The organism is Terrabacter koreensis (genome assembly GCF_054783315.1).
In genome coordinates, this window is sequence record NZ_BAAGQU010000005.1 from 133,019 (window position 1) to 155,225 (window position 22,207).

Consider the following 22,207-nt stretch of genomic DNA (forward strand, 5'->3'; position numbering starts at 1 on the left):
AGCTCAGAGCCCGGCGAGTGAGCCCACGGCTGCGACCGCCGCCAGCGCGATCGCGACGGCCGCGACGAAGGTGCCGACCATGAGCGCCACCTTCACGCCCGTCGACTGCTCACCGCGGGTGATCCCGAGGTTGACGAACACCCCGCCGAAGGCGACGGCGAAGCCGATGGCGCCCTGCACCACCAGCAGGGTCACCAGGGGAAGCAGCGCGAGGAGCTGCAGCGCCACCGGCGTCTCCGGGCCGGTCGCGTACTCCCGGTCGCCGACGACGAGCGCCGGGTAGGCGCGGTTGAGGCCCGCCTTGACCCGGGCCTCCACCGGTCCGGCCGTGCCCGGGAGCGTGAGGCGGTTGCGGGGGAACCCGTGCGGCTTCAGGCGGGTGCCGTCGACGGAGAACCGGTAGCCGCTCCAGAACGAGTAGTCGGTCGACACGACTCCCGCGACACCGGGGATGCTGAGGTCTGCGAAGGCCATGGGGCGTACCTTGGCAGATCCGAGCCCGACGGTGTGGGACCGTCCGGTCAGACCTCGGCGCGCACGTCGAGGCCGATGCCGATGACGTCGCCGTCCTCGATGTCCTCGGCCCGACGGACGGCGCTCTTGAGCGGCACGATGTAGCCGCCGTCCTTGGGCCACAACGAGGTCGACCACTCGGTGCGACCGACGCGCGCCGTCACGGGGATCATGCCCCAGCCGTAGCTGACGTGGGCGACGTCGTGCAGCGCCTCGGACTCGGGCTCGGGCACGCGCACGAAGTAGTAGGGCTGGGGGCCGCGCCACTGGTAGACGGTGCCCTCGAAGTCGAGCTGCATGGGGTCAGGATGTCAGGGCGAACCTGCCGACGGCGGGCAGCTCGGGGCCCTCATGCCGCGTCGGAGCTGAACGCGCGCGGCGTCATGACGACCGCGGGGGTGAACTCGACCGGGTCCGGCATGGGGCCGCCCGGCGGCAGGCCCGAGCGTGCCATCGCCCTGGGGAACACGTCGCGGTTGAAGGCCTCGAGCTGTTCCTTGGACTCCCACACCTCGACCAGGTCGAAGCCCCGGTCCGACGGGTAGGCGTAGTGCAGCAGCAGACCCTCGACCTCACCTTCCTCCGAGACGGTCTCCATGATCGCTCGGTGCATGGTCAGGTAGACCTCGATGGGCGCCGGGAAGTGGAGCGTGTATCCGTACATGGCCGTACCTCCGTCCGATCTATCGATGGGACGGCAGCGGCCGCTCGCCTGTCAAGACATCGTGCGACGACGGGTGCCGTCGCATGGCTCACTGGACGAAGCGGGGTGTCCACACCTGGCCGGTGGCGGTGACGCGGGTGCCGGTGGCGCAGACGACGACGAGGCACTTCATGTCGATGGTCGCCGGGTCGAGGGCCTCGAGCGTCGTGACGGTGAGGGTCTCCTCGTCGCGGCCGACGTCGCGACCGACGACGACGACGGTGTCGCCCGAGCGCTCCTCGAGGAGGACCTCGCGCGCCCGGGCGACCTGCTCGGTGCGGCTGCGCGAGGCGGGGTTGTAGAGCGCGACGACGAGGTCGGCGGCGGCCGCGGCGCGCAGGCGCCGCTCGATGACGTGCCACGGCTTGAGCCGGTCGGAGAGCGACATGATCGCGAAGTCGCCGCCGAGCGGTGCGCCGGCGCGGGCGGCCACGGCCTGGGCCGCCGTGACGCCGGGCAGGACGCGCACCGGGACGTCGCCGTAGCCGTAGGTGTCGGCGGCCTCGAACACGGCGGAGGCCATGCCGAAGACGCCCGCGTCGCCGCCGGAGACGACGGCGACACGCTCGCCCTTGCGGGCCAGCTCGAGGGCGTCGCGCGCGCGGTCGACCTCGACGGTGTTGCCCGACGCGTGACGGACGAGGCCCTCGCGCTGGGGCACCCGGTTGACGTAGGGGGCGTAGCCGACGAGGTGGCCCACCTCGGCCAGGGCGGCGGAGGCCTCCGGGGTCAGCCACCGGCCGGGACCGGGACCGAGACCGACGACGACGACCTCACCGACAGGTGCCTCGGTCGGGCTGGCTTCTGCTGGAACAGGACCGGCGGCGGGGGTGCCCGCCGACGAGGCCGCCCGACCGGCTGCGTCGGCGCGCAGATCCTTGCCCGGCAGGACGACCATCGACATGTACGGCACCGACGAGGGGTCCACGTCCGCGACGGGCAGCACGCGCTCGGCCTCCGAGCTGGCTCGCTCGACGTAGCGCGCCTCGTCGAGGCGGCCGGCCTGGCGGAGCGCCTCGCGGACGTTCTCGAAGGTCCGGCCCAGCTTCATGACGACGGCGGCCTCGGTGTCGGCGAGACGGCGCGCGAGCTCTGGCACCGGCAGCGTGCCGGGCAGGACCGTGAGCACGTCCTCGTGTCGGCAGAGCCCGGTCGCGACGGCGGCCGCGCTGCCGCTCACCGACGTGACACCCGGCACGACGGCGGTGTCGTAGCGGCCCGAGAGGCGGTCGTGCAGGTACATGTACGTGCCGTAGAAGAGCGGGTCGCCCTCGGCGAGGACGACCACGTTGCGGCCCGAGTCCAGATGCGCTGCAAGGCGATCCGCCGACTCGTCGTAGAAGTCGGACATGAGCCCGTGGTAGCCGAGCGGGTGGTCGGTGGCGCCGGTGGTGACGGGGTAGACGAGCAGCTCCTCGACCACGTCGTCACGGAAGTACGACTGCGCGATGCGACGCGCGATGGAGTCACCGCGCGGGCCGCTGTGGAAGGCGACGACGTCGGCCCCGCCGATGAGACGCGCAGCCTTGACGGTGACGAGCTCCGGGTCGCCCGGGCCGACGCCGACCCCCCTCAGCCAGCCGCTCACAGCTCCTCCTCGCGGGCGAGCGCGTTGACGGCGGAGGCAGCCAGGGCCGATCCGCCCCGCCGCCCGTGGACGACGAGCCACGGGATGTCGAAGGGGTTGTCGGCGAGGGCCACCTTCGACTCGGCCGAACCGATGAAGCCGACCGGGATGCCGACGATCGCAGCCGGACGGGGGCCGCCGTCCGCGATCGTCTCGAGCAGGTGGAAGAGGGCGGTCGGCGCGTTGCCGATGGCGACGACGGCGCCTTCGACGCGGTCACCCCACAACGACACCGCGGCGGCGGAACGTGTTGTGCCCCAGGCCTTTGCGAGGCCGGCGACCCGCTCGTCGCGGAGCGTGCAGACGACCTCGTTGTCGCGCGGGAGTCGGGCCCTGGTGATGCCCGAGGCGATCATGTGCGCGTCGGTGAGGATCGGCGCGCCCGTCTCGAGAGCGCCCCGGGCGGACGCGACGAGCCGCGGGTGCACGGCGATGTGCTCGGTGAGGTCGACGTCGCCGCTCGCGTGGACCATCCGGACGGCGACGACGCGGGCGTCCTCGGGCAGGTGGTCGAGCCGTGTCTCGGCCCGGATCGTCGCGAACGACCGCCGGTAGATCTCGGCGCCGTCCGTCTCGTACGCGTAGCGGCGGGTCGGTGGACCCTCCGTCCCGTTGGTCGTCCTCAGGTCCATGACCCCTCCTGCTCCGTCGACCCCGTCGAGTGGGCACTCTCCCTCGCCGAGTGGGCCGCGATCTGGTCCAGCGCCGCGCCGAGAGACGGCGGCGACAGCACGTCGACGTGCGCCGCTGCCGGCTTCCCACAGCGACGCTCGCACCCGCTGACGTGCACGGGGAGGTCCCCGGCTGGCAGGACCGGGGCGAGGTCGCGGGCGAGGGCGCGGGTGTCGATGGCCGAGCGGCTGCACCCGGGGAGGCCGGTGCAGGCGTGGAGCCGGTGCCAGGGCGAGCCCGCGTGGGTGGCGAGTCCTGCTGCCTCGAGCGCGGGGAGGTGGCGCGAGCCGTGCTCGACGACGAGCGACCTCCACGGCGTCACGCGTACGGTCTCGGCGACGCGCCAGAGGGCGTCGACGTGCTCGCGGCGCAGCAGGCCGAGGGGGACGGCGACGACGGCGTGCTCGCCGACGGCACCCAGCGGACGGTCGGGCTGGGGCGGTGGCGAGATCGCACACGTGGGGGCGGGCCCGAGACGGTCGGCGAGCTCGTCGACGTGCCAGGCCGTCTCGCTGCCCTTGGTGCGCTCGGCGAACTCCTCCGCGAGCGCGGTCACGGTCCGCACCGCCTCACGGAGCGGCACCGACCAGCCACCCGGTTGCGAGCCTGCCAGGACGACGCCGCGGTCCGGGCCGGTGGCGAGGAACCCGAGGTCGAACGTGCCGCCGATGACGTCGCCGCGCCCGTCGTCGAGGGCGAAGAGGAAGCGGCCGCCGAGGTGGGTTAGCCCGGGCGCGGCGCAGACGGCGTCGTCCAGAGCCGCGGTGAGGGGACGCACGTCACACCGGCCGCCGCCGTCGAGACCCGACAGCGGCGACGCGACGACGTTGCGGACCAGCTCGTGGCTCGGTGCCGGCACGAGGCCGGTCGCGAGGACGGCCGCGCGCGTCTCGGCCGTCAGCGGGTCGGGAAGGCCGCGCAGCTGGAGAGCTGCTCGGGAGGTGAGCAGGACGGTCGGATCCGGCTGTCCCGCAACGACATCGAGAAGTCCAGACAGGGCGCTGACAGACACTGGAAGTCCGGCTGGACGCAGCCGGACGATCGACCCGTCGACAGCGGAGAACGGCCGCGCGACGCCGGGGCAGGCGTCTGCGGCACCTCGGGCTCGGCTCGTCGGGGCGGTCACGCGGCACATCGTAGGGGCGCCCCCGTCCGCGTCAAGGCCGGCGTCTCGGGCTATGGTGGCCCCAGCGTCGTCGACCAGGAACCCGGTGTGAGTCCGGGACGGTCCCGCCACTGTGAGCCGTCACCCGCGAGGGAGGCGGTGAGTCAGGAACTGCCGGCAGCGCCTCACCTTCCTTTCGACCGCGGGGCGTGGACACCCCGCCGAGGAGACCCTGATGACGCGCATCGCGCTGCTCTCGACCTCTGACACCGACCTGCTGTGCGCGCGCGGCAGCGGCGCCGACTACCTGGTCGCGAACCCGACCCGGCCGGGCCACCCGTCGATGGCCGAGGCGATCGAGGCCGCCGACATCGTCGTCGCCCGCGTCCTCGGCGGACCCCAGGACCTCTGCGACGGCTTCCGTCGACTGCGCGGCGCGGGCAAGCCGATGGTGGTTCTCGGTGGCGAGCAGACCCCGAACGCGTCGCTCATGGACCTGTCCACCGTCGCCCCGGGCGTCGTCGCCGAGGCGCACCGCTACCTCGCCGAGGGCGGCGCGGCCAACCTGCGCGAGCTGCACGCCTTCCTCGGCGACACGCTGCTCATGACCGGCGAGGGCTTCGAACCGCCGGCGTCCCTCCCGGCCTGGGGCGTCCTCGATCGCCCCGAGCCGGCGACGGCCTCCGCCCCGACTTCCGACGTCGCGGGCGCCGCTCCCCGCCCGCGCGTCGGGATCCTCTTCTACCGCGCCCAGTTCGCCGCCGAGAACACCGCCTACGTCGACGCCCTCGCCGACGCGGTGGACGCCGCCGGCGGCATCGGCGTCCCGGTGCACGTGTCGTCGCTGCGCGAGGCCCCGGCCGACCTGCTCGAGCACCTCGCGGCATACGACGTGCTCGTCACGACCGTGCTCGCTGCCGGTGGCACGAAGCCGGGCACCGCGAGCGCGGGCGAGGACGACGAGGCGTGGGACGTCCAGGCGCTCGCCGCGCTCGACGTCCCGATCATCCAAGGCCTCTGCCTCACGTGGAGCCGCGAGCAGTGGGAGGCGAGCGACGACGGGATGAGCCCGCTCGACGTCGCCACCCAGGTCGCGGTGCCCGAGTTCGACGGCCGCATCATCGCGAACGCGTTCTCCTTCAAGGAGATCGACGGCGACGGCCTGCCGCACTACGTGCCCGACCTCGAGCGGTGTGCCCGCCTCGCGACGCTCGCCGTCAACCACGCCCGCCTCCGCCACACGCCGGCCGCCGAGCGTCGCATCGCGATCGTGCTGTCGGCGTACCCCTCGAAGCACTCACGCATCGGCAACGCCGTCGGCCTCGACACCCCGGTGTCGATCATCCGGCTGCTGCGGGCCATGCGCGAGGCCGGCTACGGCCTCGGCGCCCCCGGCGAGATCCCCGGCACCGGGCCGCTCGAGCCCGTCGACGGCGAGACGCCTGACACGACCGCGGGCAACGCCCTCATCCACGCGCTCATCGAGGCCGGTGGCCAGGACGAGGACTGGCTGACGCAGGAGCAGCTGAGCGGCCAGCCGGTCCGCATCCCGGCCGCCCGCTACCGCGAGCACTTCGAGGCGCTCCCTGACGAGCTCCGCGACGCCGTCACGAAGCACTGGGGCGAGGCGCCGGGTGAGGTCTTCGTCGACCGGCACACCGACGCCGGAGGCGAGCTCGTCGCGGCCAGCCTGCGCGCCGGCAACGTCGTCATCCTCGTGCAGCCGCCGCGCGGCTTCGGCGAGAACCCCATCGCGATCTACCACGACCCGGACCTCCCGCCGACGCATCACTACCTCGCCGTCTACGACTGGCTGGCAAGGGATTTCGGCGCCCACGCCATCGTCCACATGGGCAAGCACGGCAACCTCGAGTGGCTGCCGGGCAAGAACCTCGCGCTCTCGGCGGCCTGCGGCCCCGACGCGACGATCGGCTCGATCCCGCTCGTCTACCCGTTCCTCGTCAACGACCCCGGCGAGGGCAGCCAGGCCAAGCGCCGGGCCCACGCGACGATCGTCGACCACCTCGTGCCGCCGATGGCACGAGCCGAGTCCTACGGCGACATCGCCCGGCTCGAGCAGCTGCTCGACGAGTACGGCAACGTCTCGGTCATGGACCCGGCCAAGGCGCCGGCCCTGCGCGCCGAGATCTGGACCCTCATCCAGGCCGCGCAGATGCACCACGACCTCGGTCTCACCGACCGCCCCGACGACGACGAGTTCGACGAGTTCGTCATGCACGTCGACGGGTGGCTGTGCGAGGTCAAGGACGTCCAGATCCGGGACGGCCTCCACATCCTTGGCGAGGCCCCCGCGGGGGAGGGCCTCGCCAACCTCGTGCTCGCGATCCTGCGGGCCAACCAGGTCTTCGCCGGCGCCGTCGGTGCCGTGCCGGGCCTCCGGACGGCGCTCGGGCTGAGGGAGGGGGAGTCCGAGCGCTCGTCCGTCGATGTCGCCGAAGCGCAGGCGTCCGCCCTCGTCGCCGCCCTCGCCGAAGCGGGCTGGGCCGAGGACGCCGTGCCCGGGATCATCGCCGAGGAGCTCGGTGATCTCCCGAACGTCGACATCGAGGGCGTATGCCGTTCGCTGGCCTTCGCCTGCCGCGAGGTCGTGCCGCGTCTGCTCGCGACGACGCGCGAGATCGACGCCGTGCTCCACGCGCTCGAAGGCGGCTACGTGCCGGCCGGTCCCTCGGGCTCACCGCTGCGTGGCCTCGTCAACGTGCTGCCGACCGGGCGCAACTTCTACTCCGTCGACCCGAAGGCGATCCCGAGCCGGCTCGCGTGGGAGACCGGGCAGCGGCTCGCCGACGATCTGCTCGCTCGGCACCGCGCCGACACGGGCGAGTGGCCGCGCTCCGTGGGGCTGTCGGTGTGGGGCACGTCGGCCATGCGCACGTCGGGCGACGACATCGCCGAGGTGCTCGCGCTGCTCGGCATGCGCCCCCGGTGGGACGAGATGTCGCGCCGTGTCGTGGGCCTCGACGCCGTCTCGCTCGAGGAGCTCGGCCGGCCCCGCATCGACGTCACGGTCCGCATCTCGGGCTTCTTCCGCGACGCGTTCCCCCACGTCATCGCGATGCTCGACGACGCGGTGCGCCTCGTCGCCGACCTCGACGAGGGCCCCGACGACAACTACCTGCGCGGCCATGTCGCCGGTGACCTCGCCGACCACGGTGACGCCCGCCGAGCGACGACCCGCATCTTCGGCAGCAAGCCCGGCTCCTACGGCGCCGGCATCCTCCCGCTCGTCGAGTCGGGCAACTGGCGCACCGACGCCGACCTCGCGGAGGTCTACGCGACGTGGGGCGGCTTCGCCTACGGGCGCGAGCTGGACGGCATACCGGCTCGGGCCGACATGGAGCGCACGTACGCGCGCATGGACGTCGCCGCGAAGAACATCGACACGCGCGAGCACGACATCGCCGACAGCGACGACTACTTCCAGTACCACGGCGGCATGGTCGCGACCGTGCGCGCGCTGACCGGGCGCGAGCCCAAGGCGTACGTCGGCGACTCGACGACCCCCGACGCCGTGCGCACGCGCACCCTCACCGAGGAGACCGCGCGCGTCTTCCGCGCCCGCGTCGTCAACCCGCGGTGGATCGCGGCCATGCGCAAGCACGGCTACAAGGGCGCGTTCGAGCTCGCCGCGACCGTCGACTACCTCTTCGGGTTCGACGCGACGGCGGGCGTCGTCACGGACTGGATGTACGAGCAGCTCGCCCAGACGTACGTTCTCGACAAGGAGAACCGCGACTTCCTGCAGCACGCGAACCCGTGGGCGCTGCACGGCATGGTCGAGCGACTGCACGAGGCCGTCGAGCGCGGGCTCTGGGAGGAGCCGGACCCCGAGCTGCTCGCCGAGCTGCAGCAGGTCTACCTCGACGTCGAGGGCGACCTCGAGGACTGACCCACCGTCACACCCAGCAGGGCCGGCCGGCCGACCCGCTCAGCTGTAGATGCCGTGGCGGGCATTCCACTCGCGGGCGCCCTGGTACGCGTCGACCATCCCCCACACCCAGAAGCCGAAGACCCCGAGGATCCCCACGAGGACGATGACGAGCACCCAGCTCACGCAGTAGCCGAGCAGGATCAGCACGCCCCGCCCGGCCTGCCCGTTGAGCATCGTGCCGAGCCCCGGGAGGAAGAACGACGCGAGCACGGCGATGGCCGGGTTCTTCGGGACGACCTGCGTGAACGTGGTCTGGGCCGGGGCGTACGGGTACACGGCAGGGACTGCGGGCACCTGCCGGGCGGCGTATGCCGGACCGACGTGAGCCTCGTGGTGCGGCAGCCCGTGGGCATCGACCGACGCGGCCGGTGGCGCGGGGGCGGGCCGGACGTGCGGCGTCCAGGCGCGGCCGTCCCAGTAGCGCTCACCCTCCCCGACCGGGTACCACCCGGCGGGCGCCGTCGGACTCTGGCTCATGCATCTCTCCTGTCGTGCGTCAGAGGCTCTGAGGCTATGTCGCAGCCAGTGAACCCGCGGCGCTTTCAGGCGATTCGCCATCATCTGTGGGTCTGACGCCGCTGTCGCACGGCTCGTCTACGGTTCGTCCGGGACATCAGGGAGCCGGCGTCGTGACCGACGACCACGACGACGCGGCCACGCGAGGGGAGCACCGATGGACGTGAGGGCGGCATACGTCATGGGACGACAGCTCATGGAGCAGCATGCGCTCGAGGACTGGACGCTCGTGCTCGACCGGGCCAAGACGCGTGCCGGTGCCTGCCGCCCCGCGCGGCGCGAGATCGCCCTGAGCGCACCGCTCACCCGGCTCCACGACGAGGCGGAGGTACGCGACACCCTCCTTCACGAGATCGCGCACGCCCTCGTCGGTGCACGTCACGGGCACGACGCCGTGTGGCAGGCCAAGGCGCTCGAGCTCGGCTGCTCCGGCCAGCGGTGCTCGTCCGCCGACGCGCCGTCCCTGGAGGGGCCGTGGAAGGCGACCTGCCCGGCGGGCCACGTCCTGACACGTCATCGACGTCCGACCCGGGCGGGCTGGTGTTCGCGCTGCTCCGGTCCGCCGCGCGACCGCCTGTTCGAGTGGACCTTCCACGGGCGGTCCGTGGCCATGCACCCGAACTACGTCGCCGAGCTCGAGGCGCTCCTGACCGACGCCCCGCACCAGGTCCCGGGCGCCCTCCCCCTCGGCCAGGTCGTGCGCGTCACGGCGCCGGGGCCGTACGACGGCCTCGTCGGTCCGATCCTGCGCAGGGGCCGGAGCAACTACAAGGTGCGGATCGAGCAGGGCGTGCTCACCGTGCCGTTCGCCTGGGTCGAGGCCGCGGGCTGAAGCTGCGGCGGCGTCGCTCGGCCATCAGCCGCTCAGGCCGCGCATGTCGTGAGTCAGCACATCGACGTCACCACAGCGTCTGCACGTCAGGATCGTGCGGCCGCGCAGCTTCAGGCGGTCGTACTTGTGACCCAGGATCAGGCACCTGAGGTTGCGCTTGGCCATTCCCCCAGTGTGCTCCGGGGTTCGTTCTCGCGGGAAGGACCGACGTCGGCGACCGGGTCGGGGAGCACGGGCTGGTCGGTGGGGTAGAGGCCGACCGCGAAGCCGTAGACGGTCTCGCCCTCGCGCGGCAGCGACGTGAACTCGCGGACGAGGCCCTCGACGCGGCGCCAGAACTCCGAGGCGCTCTCGCGCGGGATGCGCACGTGGCGCAGGGTCGAGTAGAGGGTGTCGTCCTCGTGGGCCGGGACCGACTCGGCGGCGGCGACCGACAGCGAGTTGACGCAGACGGGCGTCGTCGGGTCGCCGGGCCGGCGGGCGACGCCGACGTTGATGGTGCGACCCGTGCGGCCGTAGAAGCGCTCGTCGATGGCCCGCACGCGGCGCGTCCGCACCACGCGGAGCATGCCGGCCTCGACGAGCACGCCGACGTGGTGGGCGACGGTGCTCTTGGGCCGCCCGACGGCCGCGGCGAGCTCGGACACGGTGGCGGCGCGCTCGAGCGTGAGGTCGAGCAGCGACGACCGCAGCGGGTCGGCGATGGCCCGCAGCTGCGCAGGCGTGGTCACCTCGACGGTGTCGGGGAGGTCGTAGTCGGGGGTGCCGAGACTATTGATCGACATGATTGGATCAGTCTAGATTGTTGGATCAAACACGCGCGAACCATCGATCACAGGAGCAAGCATGGCCGACGTCCTCCTCTTCCACCACGCTCTGGGCCAGACCCCGGGCTTTCTCGCGTTCGCCGACGCGCTGCGCTCGGCGGGGCACACCGTCCACACGCCCGACGCGTTCGAGGGACGCACCTTCGCCACGATCGAGGAGGGCGTCGCGCACGCGCGTTCGCTCGGCTTCCAGCGCGTGCAGGACCACGGCGTCGCCGCAGCCGACAGCCTCCCCAGCGACCTCGTCTACGCGGGCTTCTCGCTCGGCGTCATGCCCGCGCAGCGGCTCGCCCAGACCCGCCCGGGTGCTCGCGGCGCCGTCCTGCTCGACTCCGCGATCCCGCTCGGCGAGTTCGGCGACGAGTGGCCGGCCGGCGTGCCCGTGCAGGTGCACGGGGGCGAGGGCGACGAGTTCTTCATGGACGAGGGCGACGTCGACGCCGCGCGCCAGATCGTCGGCGCGGCCGACGACGGTGAGCTCTTCACGTATGCCGGCTGCGGCCACCTCTTCGCCGACCCGAGCGCTCCCGCGTACGACGCCGACGCCGCCGCGCTCGTGCAGCAGCGCGTCCTCGACTTCCTCGCTCGCGTGTAGGAGGGGCCTACGCGTCGAGGCCGCTGACGTGGGCCACGACCTCGGCGCCCCGGGTCAGGCGCAGCACCGTCGCCGCCCAGAGCACGAAGGTCGTCACGAAGACCCCGACGTGCAGCCAGCTCTGGGTGGGGTCGGGCACCGCCGTGCGGTCGCCCGACGAGCCGAGGATGAAGGCCGAGCACGGGATCCACGCCAGCGCCCATGCGGTCACCGTCCACGAGCGGCGACCGTGGACCGCCTTGTCCCAGCCCGAGATCCGGACGCCCGGCAGCACCCACATGACGAGGGGCAGCACCCACATCACCCACAGGCCGACGTCGGTCGCCATGGTGCCGATGCGGTTCGCGCGGGCGAGGAAACCCTGCAGGCGCACCAGCCACACGCAGGCGAGGCAGCCGGCCACGAAGAAGAGCAGGCCGGCGAGGTCGACGGTGGTGCCGCTGGTCGGCGTCCCCCACGTGACGAGTCGCTCGGTCTCCGGGCGGAAGGCGGCCCAGGAGAGCGGCACGAGCGACGCGGCTCCGATGCCCAGCGACCACGTGGCCGGGCGGCGCAACCGGGGCTGCCGGCGGCGTACGGGCCGGTCGTCCGGAACGGTCACGACGGCGGCCGGGCCCCGTGACGTCACCTCCCCTGGTGTCCACGATCGCACCGTACCGCGCGGGATCGTTCAGCAGAGCGTCTCCACGACGAAGCGGTCCCTGGTGAGGGAGTAGTAGACCTCGTCGGAGCGGGTCCCGTCGGCGTTGGGCAGCCGCTGGGCCAGGCGACCCTCGGCCCGGAACCCGGCTTTCGCCGCGGCCTTGCCGGACGCGATGTTGTCGACCTTGTGCCCCAGCTCGAGCCGCGCGATCCCCGCCGACTCGAACGCCCAGCCCGACACGAGCCGCAGCGCCCGCGTCGTGAAGCCGCGCCCGCGGAAGGCCGGCAGCACGCCGTAGCCGATGAGCCCGACGCCGGGAGGTCCCATCCGGATGACGTTGATGACGCCCGCGCCCTCGCCGGTGGCCGCGTCGACCATGACGAAACGGGCGGCCCGTCCGGACCGCCACTCGCGCCGCGCCTGCGCCGCCTTCTGCCGCGCCACGTCGTCGCCGTACGTCTCCCCGAAGAAGTCCCAGCGCAGCGACTCCCCGTCGTTGTGCTCGTCGCGCACGACCTGCCAGTCGTGGGCGGCGAGGGGGCGCAGGGTGAGCACGCCGTCGGTCAGCTCGCCCGTATCAGGGAAGCCGGTCGGGCCCGGCGTGCCGGGGGCATCCGCCCGCTGGCGCAGCAGGTAGGTGTCCATCACCCAGCCGTGCCGCTCACGGGCCTCGACACGCACCCGCTGCACCTCGTCGATGACGTCGCCGAGCCGTCCCCGCACGAGCACCTCGTCGGGCGACCCGAGGTAGGCGCCCCAGAACAGCTCGAGGTCGGGGAACGTGTCGGCCAGCTCGGCGCAGGCGAGACCCCCGTCGAGCATGACGACGACGTCGCCGAGCGCCGGGTCGTACTCGTCGACGAGCCGCCGCCCCGTCGTGACGTGGATCGGCGCACCGATGCGGTTGAGCGGGATCCGGTGCCGGGCGGCGAGCAGCTGCGGGGCGCTGATGCCGGCGATGACGTCGTGCTCGACCGTGACGCCGGCGGCCGCCCACCTCTCGACGAGGGCGTCGACGACGCGGATCGTCGAGTCGTAGAACGCCGGGTCGCCCCACACCAGGAACCCGACCGTCGTCTCGCCGTCGTCGAGCCCGTCGATGACGGAGGCGTAGGCGTCGACACGTGCCGCGTGCCAGTCGCGCACCCCCCGGCCGTATGTCGTGTCGTCGCGTTCGGCGTCGGGGCCGCGCCTGGGGTCGGGCACCTCGACGACCCGGTACGCGTGGTCGGCCGGGATCAGGGCGTCGCAGACGCGTTGTCGGGCCACGACGAGATCGGTCTTCGAGCCGCCCTTGTCGGCGACGAGGAAGATGTCGACGGTCGAAAGTGCCTGTGCCGCTTCACCGGTCACCTGTTCGGGACTGCCCATGCCGATCCCGATGATGCGGACCCGTTCGATCATGACGTGCCCCCTGCGCGGGTGAGGTCGAGCAGTGCGTCGAGGTCGACGTGCTCCTCGAGGGCGTCGGCGAGGGTGTCGAGCATGCGCTCGCGCCGCTCGGCGAACCCGGCCGCGCCGTCGTGAGGCTGCCACTGCGATCCCGCGACCGACGCGACGTGCGACAGCCACGCGCGGCGGAAGCCGTCGCTCTCGAAGGCCCCGTGCCACATCGTCCCCCACACCGCACCGGTCGACCAGCCGTCGAGGAACGGGTCGGCGTCGCCCGCGCCGTTGTGCGTCGCGATGCCGTGGTGGATCTCGTAGGCGGTCTCGACCGGGTGGCCGGACCAGGCGCCGGTGGGGCGGGCGAGCACCTTGTCGTCGCCGAAGTCGACGCGCACGGGCAGGAGTCCGAGGCCGGGCACGACGCCGACCCGTCCCTCGACGTCGTCGTCGATCTCGTGCCCGAGCATCTGGTAGCCGCCGCACACCCCCAGCACGGGGCGGCCGGCTGCCGCGCGACGCTCGATCACCTCGGCCAGACCGCGCTCCCGCAACCACGCGAGATCACTTGCGGTGGAACGTGATCCGGGCACGACGAGCAGGTCCGCGGACTCGGCCACCGCCGGGTCGACCGTCACGAGCACGTCCACCCCAGGCTCGGCGGCGAGGGCGTCGACGTCGGTCGCGTTGGAGATGCGGGGCAGTCGCAGCACCGCGACCTTGAGCCGGTCGCGGGCCGTGGCCGACAGCGCCGTCGAGGCGCGCCAGTGCCCGACCTCGAGGGTGTCCTCGCTGTCGAGCCACACGTCGAGCAGCCACGGGATGACGCCGTGGAACGGCACTCCCGTGCGCTGGGTGATGTCGTCGAGGCCGGGCTCGAGCACAGACACGTCGCCGCGGAACTTGTTGATGACGAAGGACTTCAGCAGCGCGCGGTCCTCGTCGTCGAGCAGGGCCCACGTGCCGTAGAGCGCCGCGAGGATGCCGCCGCGGTCGATGTCGCCGACCACGACGACCGGCAGCCCGAACTCGCGCGCGAGTCCCATGTTCACGTAGTCACCGGAGCGCAGGTTGATCTCCGCGGGTGACCCTGCCCCCTCGCAGACGACGAGGTCGTACTCGTCGGCGAGCTCGCGGTAGGCGCCGAACGCCGCGTCGCGCAGGTGACCGCGCCCGGCGGCATACTGGCCGGCCTCGAGGGTGCCGGCGGGCTCGCCGCGCACCACGATGAACGACCTGCGATCGGTGCCGGGCTTGAGCAGCACCGGGTTCATCGCGGTGGTCGGTTCGACGCGCGCGGCGACGGCCTGGAGCCACTGCGCCCGGCCGATCTCGCCGCCGTCGAGGCAGACCATCGAGTTGTTCGACATGTTCTGCGCCTTGAACGGTGCGACCCGCAGCCCGCGGCGCACGAGGGCCCGGCACAGGCCGGCGACGACGACGGACTTGCCCGCGTCGGACGAGGTGCCGGCGACGAGGAGTCCTGAGGGGGCGGGTGGCGTCACGCCGCCATCCTGCCCGACGTGCGCACACCGGCCGACGGGCACCCGCACACGTCGAGCCAGCCAGCGCACGTCGAAGCCGCCCGCCCACCGGGTGCGGTGTGCGGGCGGCCCCTGGGTGTGCTGCCGGGCTCAGCGACCTGTCACTCGGGGTCGCCGTCGGCGAGCAGGCGGTAGAGCTTGCGCCGGGTCTCGGTGAGGATCTCGGCGGCCTCGGCCCGCTGCTGCGAGGTGCCGGTGGTGACGATCTGCCACATCGCGCCCATCACCTGGCCGACGATCGGCATGAGGTCACTGCCGCTGCGCTGCTCGTGCTGCGGAGCGTCCTCGCCGTCGGGGGACTCCTCGAAGGGACGCCACGTGGCGGCCATCTCCTCGGCGTTCTCCTCGACGTAGGTGCGGCCCGCGTCGGTGAGGCGAAGCAGCCGACGGCCCTCGACGTCGCGGCCCTCCACCAGGCCTTCGTCCTCGAGCTGCTGGACGGTCGGGTAGACCGAGCCGGGGCTCGGCTTCCACGCGCCGCCGGTGCGCTCGGAGATCTGCTGGATGAGCTGGTAGCCGTTCATCTCGTCGCCGGCGAGGACGTCGAGGATGGCGGCGCGAACGTCGCCGCGACGCGCTCGTGGCCCGCGGCGGGGCCCGCCGAAGTCCGGCCCGAAGCCGGGCCCGCCGAAGTGGCGGACCAGGTCGGCGACCCACGGGGGCGGACCGGGGCGTCCGCGTCCACCGGGGCCGCCCGGACCGCCGGGGCCGCCCCACGGACCGCGACCCGGGCCGAAGCCCGACCCGCCGCCCCAGCCGCCGCCCCAACCGCCGTCGAACCCGGACTCTCGTCTGCTGTGTCGGTGTCCGTGCATGGTGGTTCTCCTTGTCTGTCGACGCGACTCACGAACAGTCGCGATAGGTCGACGATATATCGCGACTGTTCGAGAATCAAGCGGCGACGCTGTTGTCGTGCTTGGGGTCGATGACGATGGGTACGTATCCCGCGATCTAGCCGTCGTCCTAGATCTCGCGATACGAGCCGATCGCCGCTCCAGGGCGGGAAAAAGTCACAGGTTCGTTGAGGTACGGCGCAGGTTTGGTTAGCGTGCGACGACGGGGACACGCGAATTGCCCGAGGAGGTCCTGACCGTGGCGAGCGCACAGGGGATCGGCCCTCGCGCCCACACCGCAGCACGTGCGGGTGTGGACGCCCGACGAGCCGAAGCAATCTCAAGGAGAGCCACGATGACCAACGTGCCGGCCACGCCGCTGGGCGAGAAGCGCACCGTGCGCATCCAGTGGGCACCGTCCGCGGCTCCACGCATCCGCAAGGAGCTCGTCGAGGACCTCCTCGCGCGCGAGCTGCCCTCGCAGGTCATCGACGAGGCCGAGATCGTCGTCAGCGAGCTCGTCGCCAACGCCATCCGGCATGCCAAGCCGCTCGCCGACGGTGCGATCCGCATCCACTGGAAGGTCAAGAACAACGTCGTCGAGGTCGAGGTGTCCGACGGCGGCGGTCCGACCGCCCCGCGCCCGTCCCCGCCGACCACCTGGGCGCCCGGGGGTCGCGGGCTGCGCATCGTACGGTCGCTGGCGCACGAGTGGGGCGTCATCGACGAGCCGCACGGCCGCACCGTCTGGGCCTCGCTCGGCGGCCCCTCCCGTCGCCGGTCGCACTGACACCACGACGCACCGAGGTGACGCTGCCCGACCCGGCGCTCGTCGTCCTCGTCGGCGCGTCCGGCTCGGGCAAGTCGACCTGGGCCGCCGAGCGCTACCGGGCGGCAGAGGTCGTTTCGTCCGACGCCCTCCGTGCCGTCGTCGGCAGCGGCGAGCAGGACCTCGACGCCTCCGTCGACGCCTTCGCCGTCCTCGAGCAGGTCGTCGCCGCACGGCTCGGTCGTGGCCTGACCACCGTCGTCGACACGCTCGGCACCGACGCGGCGCGGCGTCGCCGTTGGCTCGACGGCGCCCGCGCGGCGGGACTGCCGGCCGTGGCCGTCGTGCTCGACACCCCCGCCGCCGTATGCCGTTCGCGCAACGCCGCGCGTGACCGCCCCGTCCCGGCGCGCGTCCTCACGAACCAGCTCGCCTCCGTCGCCACGGCCACGGACGAGCTCCAGGCCGAGGGCTGGGACCTCGTCAGCCTCGTGACCGACGGCGCCCCGACCGAGCCCGGCCGCCTCTCCCGCAACACACCCGGTAGCGGTCAACCCGAGGCGGCTGCAACCGTGGGGCGCGGACCGCTTCCGGGTGTGTTGCGGGGCCAGGGCTCCGGACTGCGGGGCGTCGTGCTCCAGCTCTCGCGCTTCCCGGCTGACGGTGACCTGCTGGCCTGGCTGCGTGACATGGCCGGCGCCGCCGAGGCTGCCGGCCTGACGGGCATCGCGCTGATGGACCACCTCATCCAGATCCCACAGGTCGGCCGCGCCTGGGACCCGATCCCGGAGCCGTGGGTCACCTTGGGCGTCTTGGCCGCGTCCACCACGCGGCTGCAGCTCGGCACGCTCGTGACGCCGGTGACCTTCCGCGAGCCGGGCATCACGGCGAAGGCGGCCGCGACGCTCTCGGCGCTGTCGGGCGGGCGCGCCTTCGTCGGCGTCGGCGCGGGCTGGTGGGAACGCGAGCACACGGCATACGGCCTCGGGTTCCCTTCCGCAAGAGAGCGACTCGACGCGCTCGAGCGGGGCATCGAGCTGATGAAGGCCCTCTGGGCCCCTGGAACCAAGCCGTATGCCGGACGGCGGGTCTCGCTGCCCGAGACGACCTCGTACCCGCGGCCGGTCGGCCCGATCCCCGTCATCGTCGGAGGCGGTGGTGCCCGGTCGCTGCGCGTCGCCGCGCGTCTCGGCGACGGGTGCAACGTCCCCTCGGACGAGGCGGGCCTCGCCAAGGTCGACCACTACCTCGAGCTGGTGCGCGCGGAGGGACGTGACGCGTCCGAGGTTCACGCCACGGTGCTCGACCTGCCTCTCGTGGGATCCGACCGCGACGACGTGTGGGCGCGGGTGGAGCGGCACCGCGGACGCGCTCCGGCCGCGACCTTCGCGGCCCGGCACCACGCCGGTACGGCGGCGGAGCACGCCACCCGTCTGGCAGGCCTCGCCGCGCGCGGGATCACGACGGCCTTCGTGGCGCCCGTGGGCCTCACGACCCCCGACGACGTGCTCGCCCTGGCGCCGCTCGCGTCCGCGTTCGGCTGACCCGACGGCGGCCACTAGGGTGGCGCGCATGGGTAAGGCATCACGTCGTCCGCGCGGTGAGCGCACCGACCGTTCCGCACGTCCGCAGCCGGCACCGTTCGTGGCCCGCCCCTTCGAGGGCCTGCCCAACGAGACCGACTGGGTCGCGATGCGCGAGATCGTCCCGGCCGCGACCGCGACGGTGCGCTTCGCCAAGGGCAAGGCGCCCGAGGGTGCGCCCGACGAGGTGACGATCGCGACGGTGCTGCCGCTGGCCTGGCCGGGCCTGCACCGCGAGGGCGGTGAGGTGCTCGTCGGCATCCAGTCCGGCAACGCGAGCGGCGACACGAGCCGCGACATCGCCTCCGCGATCGCCCTCGCCTCGGCTGCCGACGCGGGCTCGCCCGTGACCACGCTGCCCGTGTCGATGGCCGACACCCCGCGCCTGCAGGACCTGCTCGACCTCGACGCGCCCTTCGAGATGCAGCTGCACGAGGGCTTCGACTTCTGGGTGGCCGACGCCGACCTCGACGCCGAGGGCAAGGAGTCGCTCGAGCGCGCCAACGAGTCGGCCATCCCGACGGTCAAGCTCGACGCGGCTCCGTCCGCCTTCTGGTGCCGCATCGGCGACCGCACCTACGTGCGGTGGGTGCTGCCGTTCGACGAGGACACCGCGACGAGCGCCCTCGCCCGGTTGCACGCTGCCGGCGAGAGCCACCTCGGTGACGACGGCCGTCTGCTCGGCTGCTTCCGCTCGAGCGGTCTGCTCATCCCGGTCTGGGAGGTCGACCCCGGTTCCGAGGCCGCCGACTTCGAGAAGCCCCTGGCCGAGATGAAGAAGCGCATCGACGCCGCGGCTTCCTCGACCGAGACGCTGACGGCCGCCGAGCGTGGCGCCCGGGCCGGCCTCACCAACCGCCAGGTCACCCTCCGCTGAGGCACGGGCGACGATGACGACCGTGCCGTTCTCCGTCGCCGTCGTCATCCCGGCCAAGGACGAGTCGGCCCGCATCGCCGAGACGATCCGCGGCGTGCGCAGCATCCCCGGCGTCGCCACGGTCGTCGTCGTCGACGACGGGTCGAGCGACGGCACCGCGGCCATCGCCGCCCGCGAGGGCGCCGAGGTCGTGCGCCACGCCCGCAACCACGGCAAGGCCGACGCCATGATGAGCGGCCTCGGACGGGTCAACGGCCTGCGCCGGGTCGGTCGGCTCGACGCCGACACGGCGGTGCTCTTCGTCGACGCCGACCTCGAGGCCTCCGCCAGCGCGGTCGGCGAGCTCGTCACCCCCATCGTGATCGGGGCAGCCGACCTCACCATCGCGAACCTGCCGCAGCAGCGCGGCAGCGCCGGTGGTCACGGGCTCGTCGTCGGGCTCGCGCGGCGCGGCATCGAGGAGCTCACCGGCTGGTCTCCGAACCAGCCGCTCTCGGGGATGCGGTGCCTGTCGCCGGCCGCCATCACGGCAGCGACGCCGTTCGCGCGTGGCTGGGGCGTCGAGGTCGGCATGACCGTCGACGTGCTCGACGCCGGCCTGCGGGTCGTGGAGGTGCCGTGCGACCTGCACCACCGCGTCACCGGCACCGACTGGCGCTCGCAGGTGCACCGCGCGGCGCAGTACCGCGACGTCGCCCTGGCGCTCGGTGTGCGGCGCCTGCGACGCCGCCTCGGCCACGGCTGACCCGCCAGTGAGAAAACGAGCACTCGATCGGACCCACCAGTCGAGTGCCCACTTCCCGACGCCCCGCACCAGTCGAGTGCTCACTTCCCGACGCCGGTGTGCGTTGGAAACTGAGCACTCGACTGAGACAAGAGTTCGGCGCGTCACGCCTGGACTGACGAGCGATGCGAGCGCCAGCGAGCGAGTCGAGGAGGGAAGGCGTGACGTCCAGGCGCGCCGGACGCGGGCGAGCGGAGCGAGCCCAGAGAGCGCGGAGCGAGCCCAGACAGCTCAGAGGTGGTGGCGGTCGCGGCGTCGGCGCACCGGGGCCTTGCGCGCCTCGATCGCCAGGAAGTGCATCACGGCCGACACGACGAGCGGCACCGTGAAGATCGCGGCCACCGGCGGGATCGCGGCCCCCGAGTCGTTGGTGAGGAAGCCGATCACCGCCATGACGATGATCGACCAGAGCCCGCGGTGCATGAGCGGAGCCTCGTCGAGCAGGCGCTTGAGCGGCTCCGTGCCGAAGGCGCCCGGACGCTTGACGACGACCACGACGATCGCCAGCAGCAGCGCGGCGAGGACGAGCAGCACCGGCAGGTGGATCGCCAGCGACACGTTGGCGAGGAACTTGCGCGACATGACGTCCCACGCGCCACCGTCGATGACGGTTTGGAGGAAACGGCCCGGGTGTGAGCGCTCGGACTCGGGGCGGCGCCAGTCGAGGTAGCAGACGAGCCCGACGACGAGTCCCGCCGCCACGAGGACGATGAGCACGTTGCGCGCCGACGTGCGCCACCCCATGACGCCCATGAGCAGGAAGCCGAGGGCCGGCACGAGCGCGATCGGTCCGCCGAAGTCCGCGCCCCAGGCGGGCAGCACGTCGACGGCCAGGGCCACACCACCGACGACGACCATCGCGAAGACCGCCAGGCGCGGCGCGTTGCGGCGCACCAGTGCGTGCGCGAGGGCCGCGCAGAGCATCAGGACCGCGGCGGCATACAGGGCGAAGGCGACGTTGCCCATGCCGTAGAAACGACCACCGACGAGCGGCTGCAGGCCGAAGATCGACGAGATCTGCAGGTGCGACCCGGTGAGCAGGTCGACGCCGATGACTCCCGCCGTCACGGCCGACATCGCGGCCAGGGGGCCGAGGGCGGAACTGCTCCACGGACCCCTCAGGCACACGAGGGTGATGGCCGCGCTGATGAGGAACACCAGCACGAAGAGCATGACGGCGAGCACGATCGTGTCGGTCGACCACCGCCACCACGGGATGAGGTTGGCGAGGAAGGTCGCCGCAGGCATCGCGGCGGACAGCAGGCCCACGAGCCGCACCATGCGCAGCACGCGCGCCCGGGTGAGACGGCGGTTCCACGGCCGAGCCCGCCGCACCACGACCCACAGCACGAGCAGCGCGAGCGCGGTGCCGGCCAGCCAGATGACGAGGAAGGGCGCCACGATGCGGTGCATCGCATCGGCCTTGGTGTCGATGTCGGTGAGCACCGTCAGCTTGCTCGCGGCGGTCGACTCGCTGTTGTTGGCCGACGGCGAGACGCTGAGGGCGCGGCCACCGATCGCCGCGACGGGGTTCACGCCGCCGCGCTGGAGGATCGTCGCGGTGATGTCGGACAGCTGCGCGACCCCGGTGAGGCGGGTCGAGGCCGACGCGAGCAGACCCGGGCCGTAGTGCGGGCCCGACGCGGTGAGCAGCCGCAGCCGCTCCTGCTGGTCGCGGTCGGCGAGGCCCACGACGAGCAGGTCGGCCCCGTTGGGCATCGCGTCGATGACCTGCTCGAGGCGCCGCTCGATGCCGTTGATCTTCTCGATGTGCCGGGTGCGGTCGGGGTCGGTGGCGTCGATGCTGCCCACGTCGACGATGCTCACCGGGCACTGGGCGAGGTCGGACACGAGCGTGGTCGCCTGGAACAGGCTGTACTTCGCGACCTTGCCGCCCGACGTCGCCGCAGCCAGCCCGGCGCCGGGCCCGACCGCCTGGATGCACGTCTTGGCCGCCGCGAAGCTGTCGCCCAGCATGCCGAGCCGGGCCCGGAACTCGGCCTCGCGCGAGGCCGTCGCCAGGTCGTCGAACCCGATGACGCGGAAGCCGGACGTCGCGTCACCGGCGACCGACGGCAGCGACGCGCACGAGGGGCGGGCCTCGCTGGTGTCCGGACCGGCGGCCTCACCCGCGGAGACGGTGGCCCAGCCATCGGTGGGGCACGTCGTCAGACGCAGGCTCTTGACCGACACCGAGGCGGCTGAACCGTCACGCAGCAGGCCCCACAGCGTCGGGGTGTCCTTGGCCGAGACGTCGTCCCACGACAGGCCACCGAGGCCGACCACGACGAGCGACTCGCCTGGTTTCGGCTGCGTCGTCGGCGGCACGGGGACCGTCGTCCGGTTGACGTAGGCGAGGCTGAGACCAGCGACCATCACCAGGAGCAGGACGACGAGCGTCTTGACGGGATGGCGGCGGATCACGGGGGACAGACTACAAACCGGG

Annotated in this window: 21 protein-coding genes and 1 riboswitch; of the genes, 7 read left to right on the top strand and 14 right to left on the bottom strand. The window is 72.8% G+C overall.

Features of this window, described 5'->3' with window-relative positions:
• Positions 1-3 precede the first annotated feature (3 nt).
• From ACYVNR_RS12890 to ACYVNR_RS12915, 6 genes are all read right to left on the bottom strand, one after another.
• Positions 4-474 (bottom strand): hypothetical protein, encoded by a 471-nt coding sequence (locus tag ACYVNR_RS12890; protein WP_052677504.1) that lies wholly within the window; start codon positions 472-474, stop codon positions 4-6.
• A gap of 47 nt (positions 475-521) precedes the next feature.
• The gene (locus tag ACYVNR_RS12895; protein ID WP_045192930.1) at positions 522-812 is read right to left on the bottom strand and encodes a DUF1905 domain-containing protein; all 291 of its coding nucleotides are present in this window, start codon (positions 810-812) and stop codon (positions 522-524) included.
• Between the two features lie 50 nt (positions 813-862).
• On the bottom strand, positions 863-1,177 hold the full coding sequence (locus ACYVNR_RS12900; protein ID WP_461048392.1) for a hypothetical protein: 315 nt from the start codon (positions 1,175-1,177) through the stop codon (positions 863-865).
• Positions 1,178-1,265: 88 nt separating this feature from the next.
• Positions 1,266-2,804, bottom strand: coding sequence for a precorrin-2 C(20)-methyltransferase (locus tag ACYVNR_RS12905; RefSeq protein ID WP_461048393.1), 1,539 nt, complete (start codon positions 2,802-2,804; stop codon positions 1,266-1,268).
• Entirely contained in the window at positions 2,801-3,475 is a 675-nt protein-coding gene (locus ACYVNR_RS12910; RefSeq protein WP_461048394.1) for a precorrin-8X methylmutase, read from the bottom strand. The genes ACYVNR_RS12905 and ACYVNR_RS12910 overlap by 4 nt, the downstream gene beginning before the upstream one ends.
• The gene (locus tag ACYVNR_RS12915) at positions 3,466-4,641 is read right to left on the bottom strand and encodes a precorrin-3B synthase (protein WP_461048395.1); all 1,176 of its coding nucleotides are present in this window, start codon (positions 4,639-4,641) and stop codon (positions 3,466-3,468) included. Before ACYVNR_RS12915 ends, ACYVNR_RS12910 begins: the two co-directional genes overlap by 10 nt.
• Positions 4,642-4,680: 39 nt before the next feature.
• Positions 4,681-4,813, top strand: a riboswitch (cobalamin riboswitch).
• 42 nt (positions 4,814-4,855) lie between these two features.
• Here ACYVNR_RS12915 and cobN point away from each other — a divergent pair.
• Positions 4,856-8,530 carry a cobaltochelatase subunit CobN gene (cobN, locus tag ACYVNR_RS12920; RefSeq protein WP_461048396.1) on the top strand — a complete coding sequence of 1,225 codons (3,675 nt, stop codon included), beginning with the start codon at positions 4,856-4,858 and terminating at the stop codon, positions 8,528-8,530.
• Between the two features lie 39 nt (positions 8,531-8,569).
• Here the strand turns inward: cobN and ACYVNR_RS12925 are convergent, their stop codons facing one another.
• Entirely contained in the window at positions 8,570-9,049 is a 480-nt protein-coding gene (locus ACYVNR_RS12925) for a DUF2510 domain-containing protein (RefSeq protein ID WP_461048397.1), read from the bottom strand.
• A 196-nt stretch (positions 9,050-9,245) separates the two neighbouring features.
• Between ACYVNR_RS12925 and ACYVNR_RS12930 the strand changes: the two genes are divergently transcribed.
• On the top strand, positions 9,246-9,920 hold the full coding sequence (locus ACYVNR_RS12930) for a SprT-like domain-containing protein (protein WP_461048398.1): 675 nt from the start codon (positions 9,246-9,248) through the stop codon (positions 9,918-9,920).
• A gap of 24 nt (positions 9,921-9,944) precedes the next feature.
• On the opposite strand, the gene ACYVNR_RS12935 is transcribed toward ACYVNR_RS12930, so the two are convergent.
• Positions 9,945-10,085: a hypothetical protein gene (locus ACYVNR_RS12935; protein ID WP_458799220.1), complete on the bottom strand. Its 141-nt coding sequence runs from the start codon at positions 10,083-10,085 to the stop codon at positions 9,945-9,947.
• On the bottom strand, positions 10,058-10,705 hold the full coding sequence (locus ACYVNR_RS12940; RefSeq protein ID WP_458799221.1) for an ArsR/SmtB family transcription factor: 648 nt from the start codon (positions 10,703-10,705) through the stop codon (positions 10,058-10,060). Before ACYVNR_RS12940 ends, ACYVNR_RS12935 begins: the two co-directional genes overlap by 28 nt.
• A gap of 61 nt (positions 10,706-10,766) precedes the next feature.
• Here ACYVNR_RS12940 and ACYVNR_RS12945 point away from each other — a divergent pair, with 61 nt between their 5' ends.
• On the top strand, positions 10,767-11,342 hold the full coding sequence (locus tag ACYVNR_RS12945; protein WP_461048399.1) for a dienelactone hydrolase family protein: 576 nt from the start codon (positions 10,767-10,769) through the stop codon (positions 11,340-11,342).
• 7 nt (positions 11,343-11,349) lie between these two features.
• On the opposite strand, the gene ACYVNR_RS12950 is transcribed toward ACYVNR_RS12945, so the two are convergent.
• The 4 genes from ACYVNR_RS12950 to ACYVNR_RS12965 form a co-directional block, all read right to left on the bottom strand.
• Positions 11,350-11,970, bottom strand: coding sequence for a hypothetical protein (locus ACYVNR_RS12950; RefSeq protein ID WP_461048400.1), 621 nt, complete (start codon positions 11,968-11,970; stop codon positions 11,350-11,352).
• A gap of 42 nt (positions 11,971-12,012) precedes the next feature.
• A complete protein-coding gene (cobF, locus tag ACYVNR_RS12955; protein WP_461048401.1) occupies positions 12,013-13,389 on the bottom strand; it encodes a precorrin-6A synthase (deacetylating) in 1,377 nt (458 codons plus the stop codon).
• Positions 13,386-14,876, bottom strand: coding sequence for a cobyric acid synthase (locus ACYVNR_RS12960; protein WP_461048402.1), 1,491 nt, complete (start codon positions 14,874-14,876; stop codon positions 13,386-13,388). Before ACYVNR_RS12960 ends, cobF begins: the two co-directional genes overlap by 4 nt.
• A gap of 140 nt (positions 14,877-15,016) precedes the next feature.
• Complete coding sequence (locus ACYVNR_RS12965) at positions 15,017-15,730, bottom strand: PadR family transcriptional regulator (RefSeq protein ID WP_045192944.1); 714 nt, start codon at positions 15,728-15,730, stop codon at positions 15,017-15,019.
• Positions 15,731-16,103: 373 nt separating this feature from the next.
• On the opposite strand from ACYVNR_RS12965, the gene ACYVNR_RS12970 reads away from it, so the two are divergent.
• Genes ACYVNR_RS12970 through ACYVNR_RS12985 form a run of 4 tightly spaced genes read left to right on the top strand, consistent with a single transcriptional unit; the run spans position 16,104 to position 19,722 of the window.
• The gene (locus ACYVNR_RS12970) at positions 16,104-16,538 is read left to right on the top strand and encodes an ATP-binding protein (protein WP_045192945.1); all 435 of its coding nucleotides are present in this window, start codon (positions 16,104-16,106) and stop codon (positions 16,536-16,538) included.
• Positions 16,539-16,555: 17 nt separating this feature from the next.
• Positions 16,556-18,061, top strand: a complete 1,506-nt coding sequence (locus ACYVNR_RS12975) for an LLM class flavin-dependent oxidoreductase (protein WP_461048404.1) — start codon at positions 16,556-16,558, stop codon at positions 18,059-18,061.
• 28 nt (positions 18,062-18,089) lie between these two features.
• Positions 18,090-18,977 (top strand): DUF5926 family protein, encoded by an 888-nt coding sequence (locus tag ACYVNR_RS12980; RefSeq protein WP_461048406.1) that lies wholly within the window; start codon positions 18,090-18,092, stop codon positions 18,975-18,977.
• A 13-nt stretch (positions 18,978-18,990) separates the two neighbouring features.
• Entirely contained in the window at positions 18,991-19,722 is a 732-nt protein-coding gene (locus ACYVNR_RS12985) for a glycosyltransferase family 2 protein (protein WP_461048408.1), read from the top strand.
• A 270-nt stretch (positions 19,723-19,992) separates the two neighbouring features.
• On the opposite strand, the gene ACYVNR_RS12990 is transcribed toward ACYVNR_RS12985, so the two are convergent.
• Positions 19,993-22,185, bottom strand: a complete 2,193-nt coding sequence (locus ACYVNR_RS12990; protein WP_461048410.1) for a hypothetical protein — start codon at positions 22,183-22,185, stop codon at positions 19,993-19,995.
• Between the last annotated feature and the right edge of the window lie 22 nt (positions 22,186-22,207).

Excerpts from the sequence above, each read along its gene's own strand:
- ACYVNR_RS12910 (WP_461048394.1), bottom strand. The coding sequence starts at position 3,475 with ATGGACCTGAGGACGACCAACGGGACGGAGGGTCCACCGACCCGCCGC.
- ACYVNR_RS12925 (WP_461048397.1), bottom strand. The coding sequence starts at position 9,049 with ATGAGCCAGAGTCCGACGGCGCCCGCCGGGTGGTACCCGGTCGGGGAG.
- ACYVNR_RS12945 (WP_461048399.1), top strand. The coding sequence starts at position 10,767 with ATGGCCGACGTCCTCCTCTTCCACCACGCTCTGGGCCAGACCCCGGGC.
- ACYVNR_RS12970 (WP_045192945.1), top strand. The coding sequence starts at position 16,104 with ATGACCAACGTGCCGGCCACGCCGCTGGGCGAGAAGCGCACCGTGCGC.
- ACYVNR_RS12890 (WP_052677504.1), bottom strand. The coding sequence starts at position 474 with ATGGCCTTCGCAGACCTCAGCATCCCCGGTGTCGCGGGAGTCGTGTCG.
- ACYVNR_RS12985 (WP_461048408.1), top strand. The coding sequence starts at position 18,991 with ATGACGACCGTGCCGTTCTCCGTCGCCGTCGTCATCCCGGCCAAGGAC.
- cobF (WP_461048401.1), bottom strand. The coding sequence starts at position 13,389 with ATGATCGAACGGGTCCGCATCATCGGGATCGGCATGGGCAGTCCCGAA.
- ACYVNR_RS12900 (WP_461048392.1), bottom strand. The coding sequence starts at position 1,177 with ATGTACGGATACACGCTCCACTTCCCGGCGCCCATCGAGGTCTACCTG.
- cobN (WP_461048396.1), top strand. The coding sequence starts at position 4,856 with ATGACGCGCATCGCGCTGCTCTCGACCTCTGACACCGACCTGCTGTGC.
- ACYVNR_RS12965 (WP_045192944.1), bottom strand. The coding sequence starts at position 15,730 with ATGCACGGACACCGACACAGCAGACGAGAGTCCGGGTTCGACGGCGGT.
- ACYVNR_RS12895 (WP_045192930.1), bottom strand. The coding sequence starts at position 812 with ATGCAGCTCGACTTCGAGGGCACCGTCTACCAGTGGCGCGGCCCCCAG.
- ACYVNR_RS12930 (WP_461048398.1), top strand. The coding sequence starts at position 9,246 with ATGGACGTGAGGGCGGCATACGTCATGGGACGACAGCTCATGGAGCAG.
- ACYVNR_RS12980 (WP_461048406.1), top strand. The coding sequence starts at position 18,090 with ATGGGTAAGGCATCACGTCGTCCGCGCGGTGAGCGCACCGACCGTTCC.
- ACYVNR_RS12940 (WP_458799221.1), bottom strand. The coding sequence starts at position 10,705 with ATGTCGATCAATAGTCTCGGCACCCCCGACTACGACCTCCCCGACACC.
- ACYVNR_RS12935 (WP_458799220.1), bottom strand. The coding sequence starts at position 10,085 with ATGGCCAAGCGCAACCTCAGGTGCCTGATCCTGGGTCACAAGTACGAC.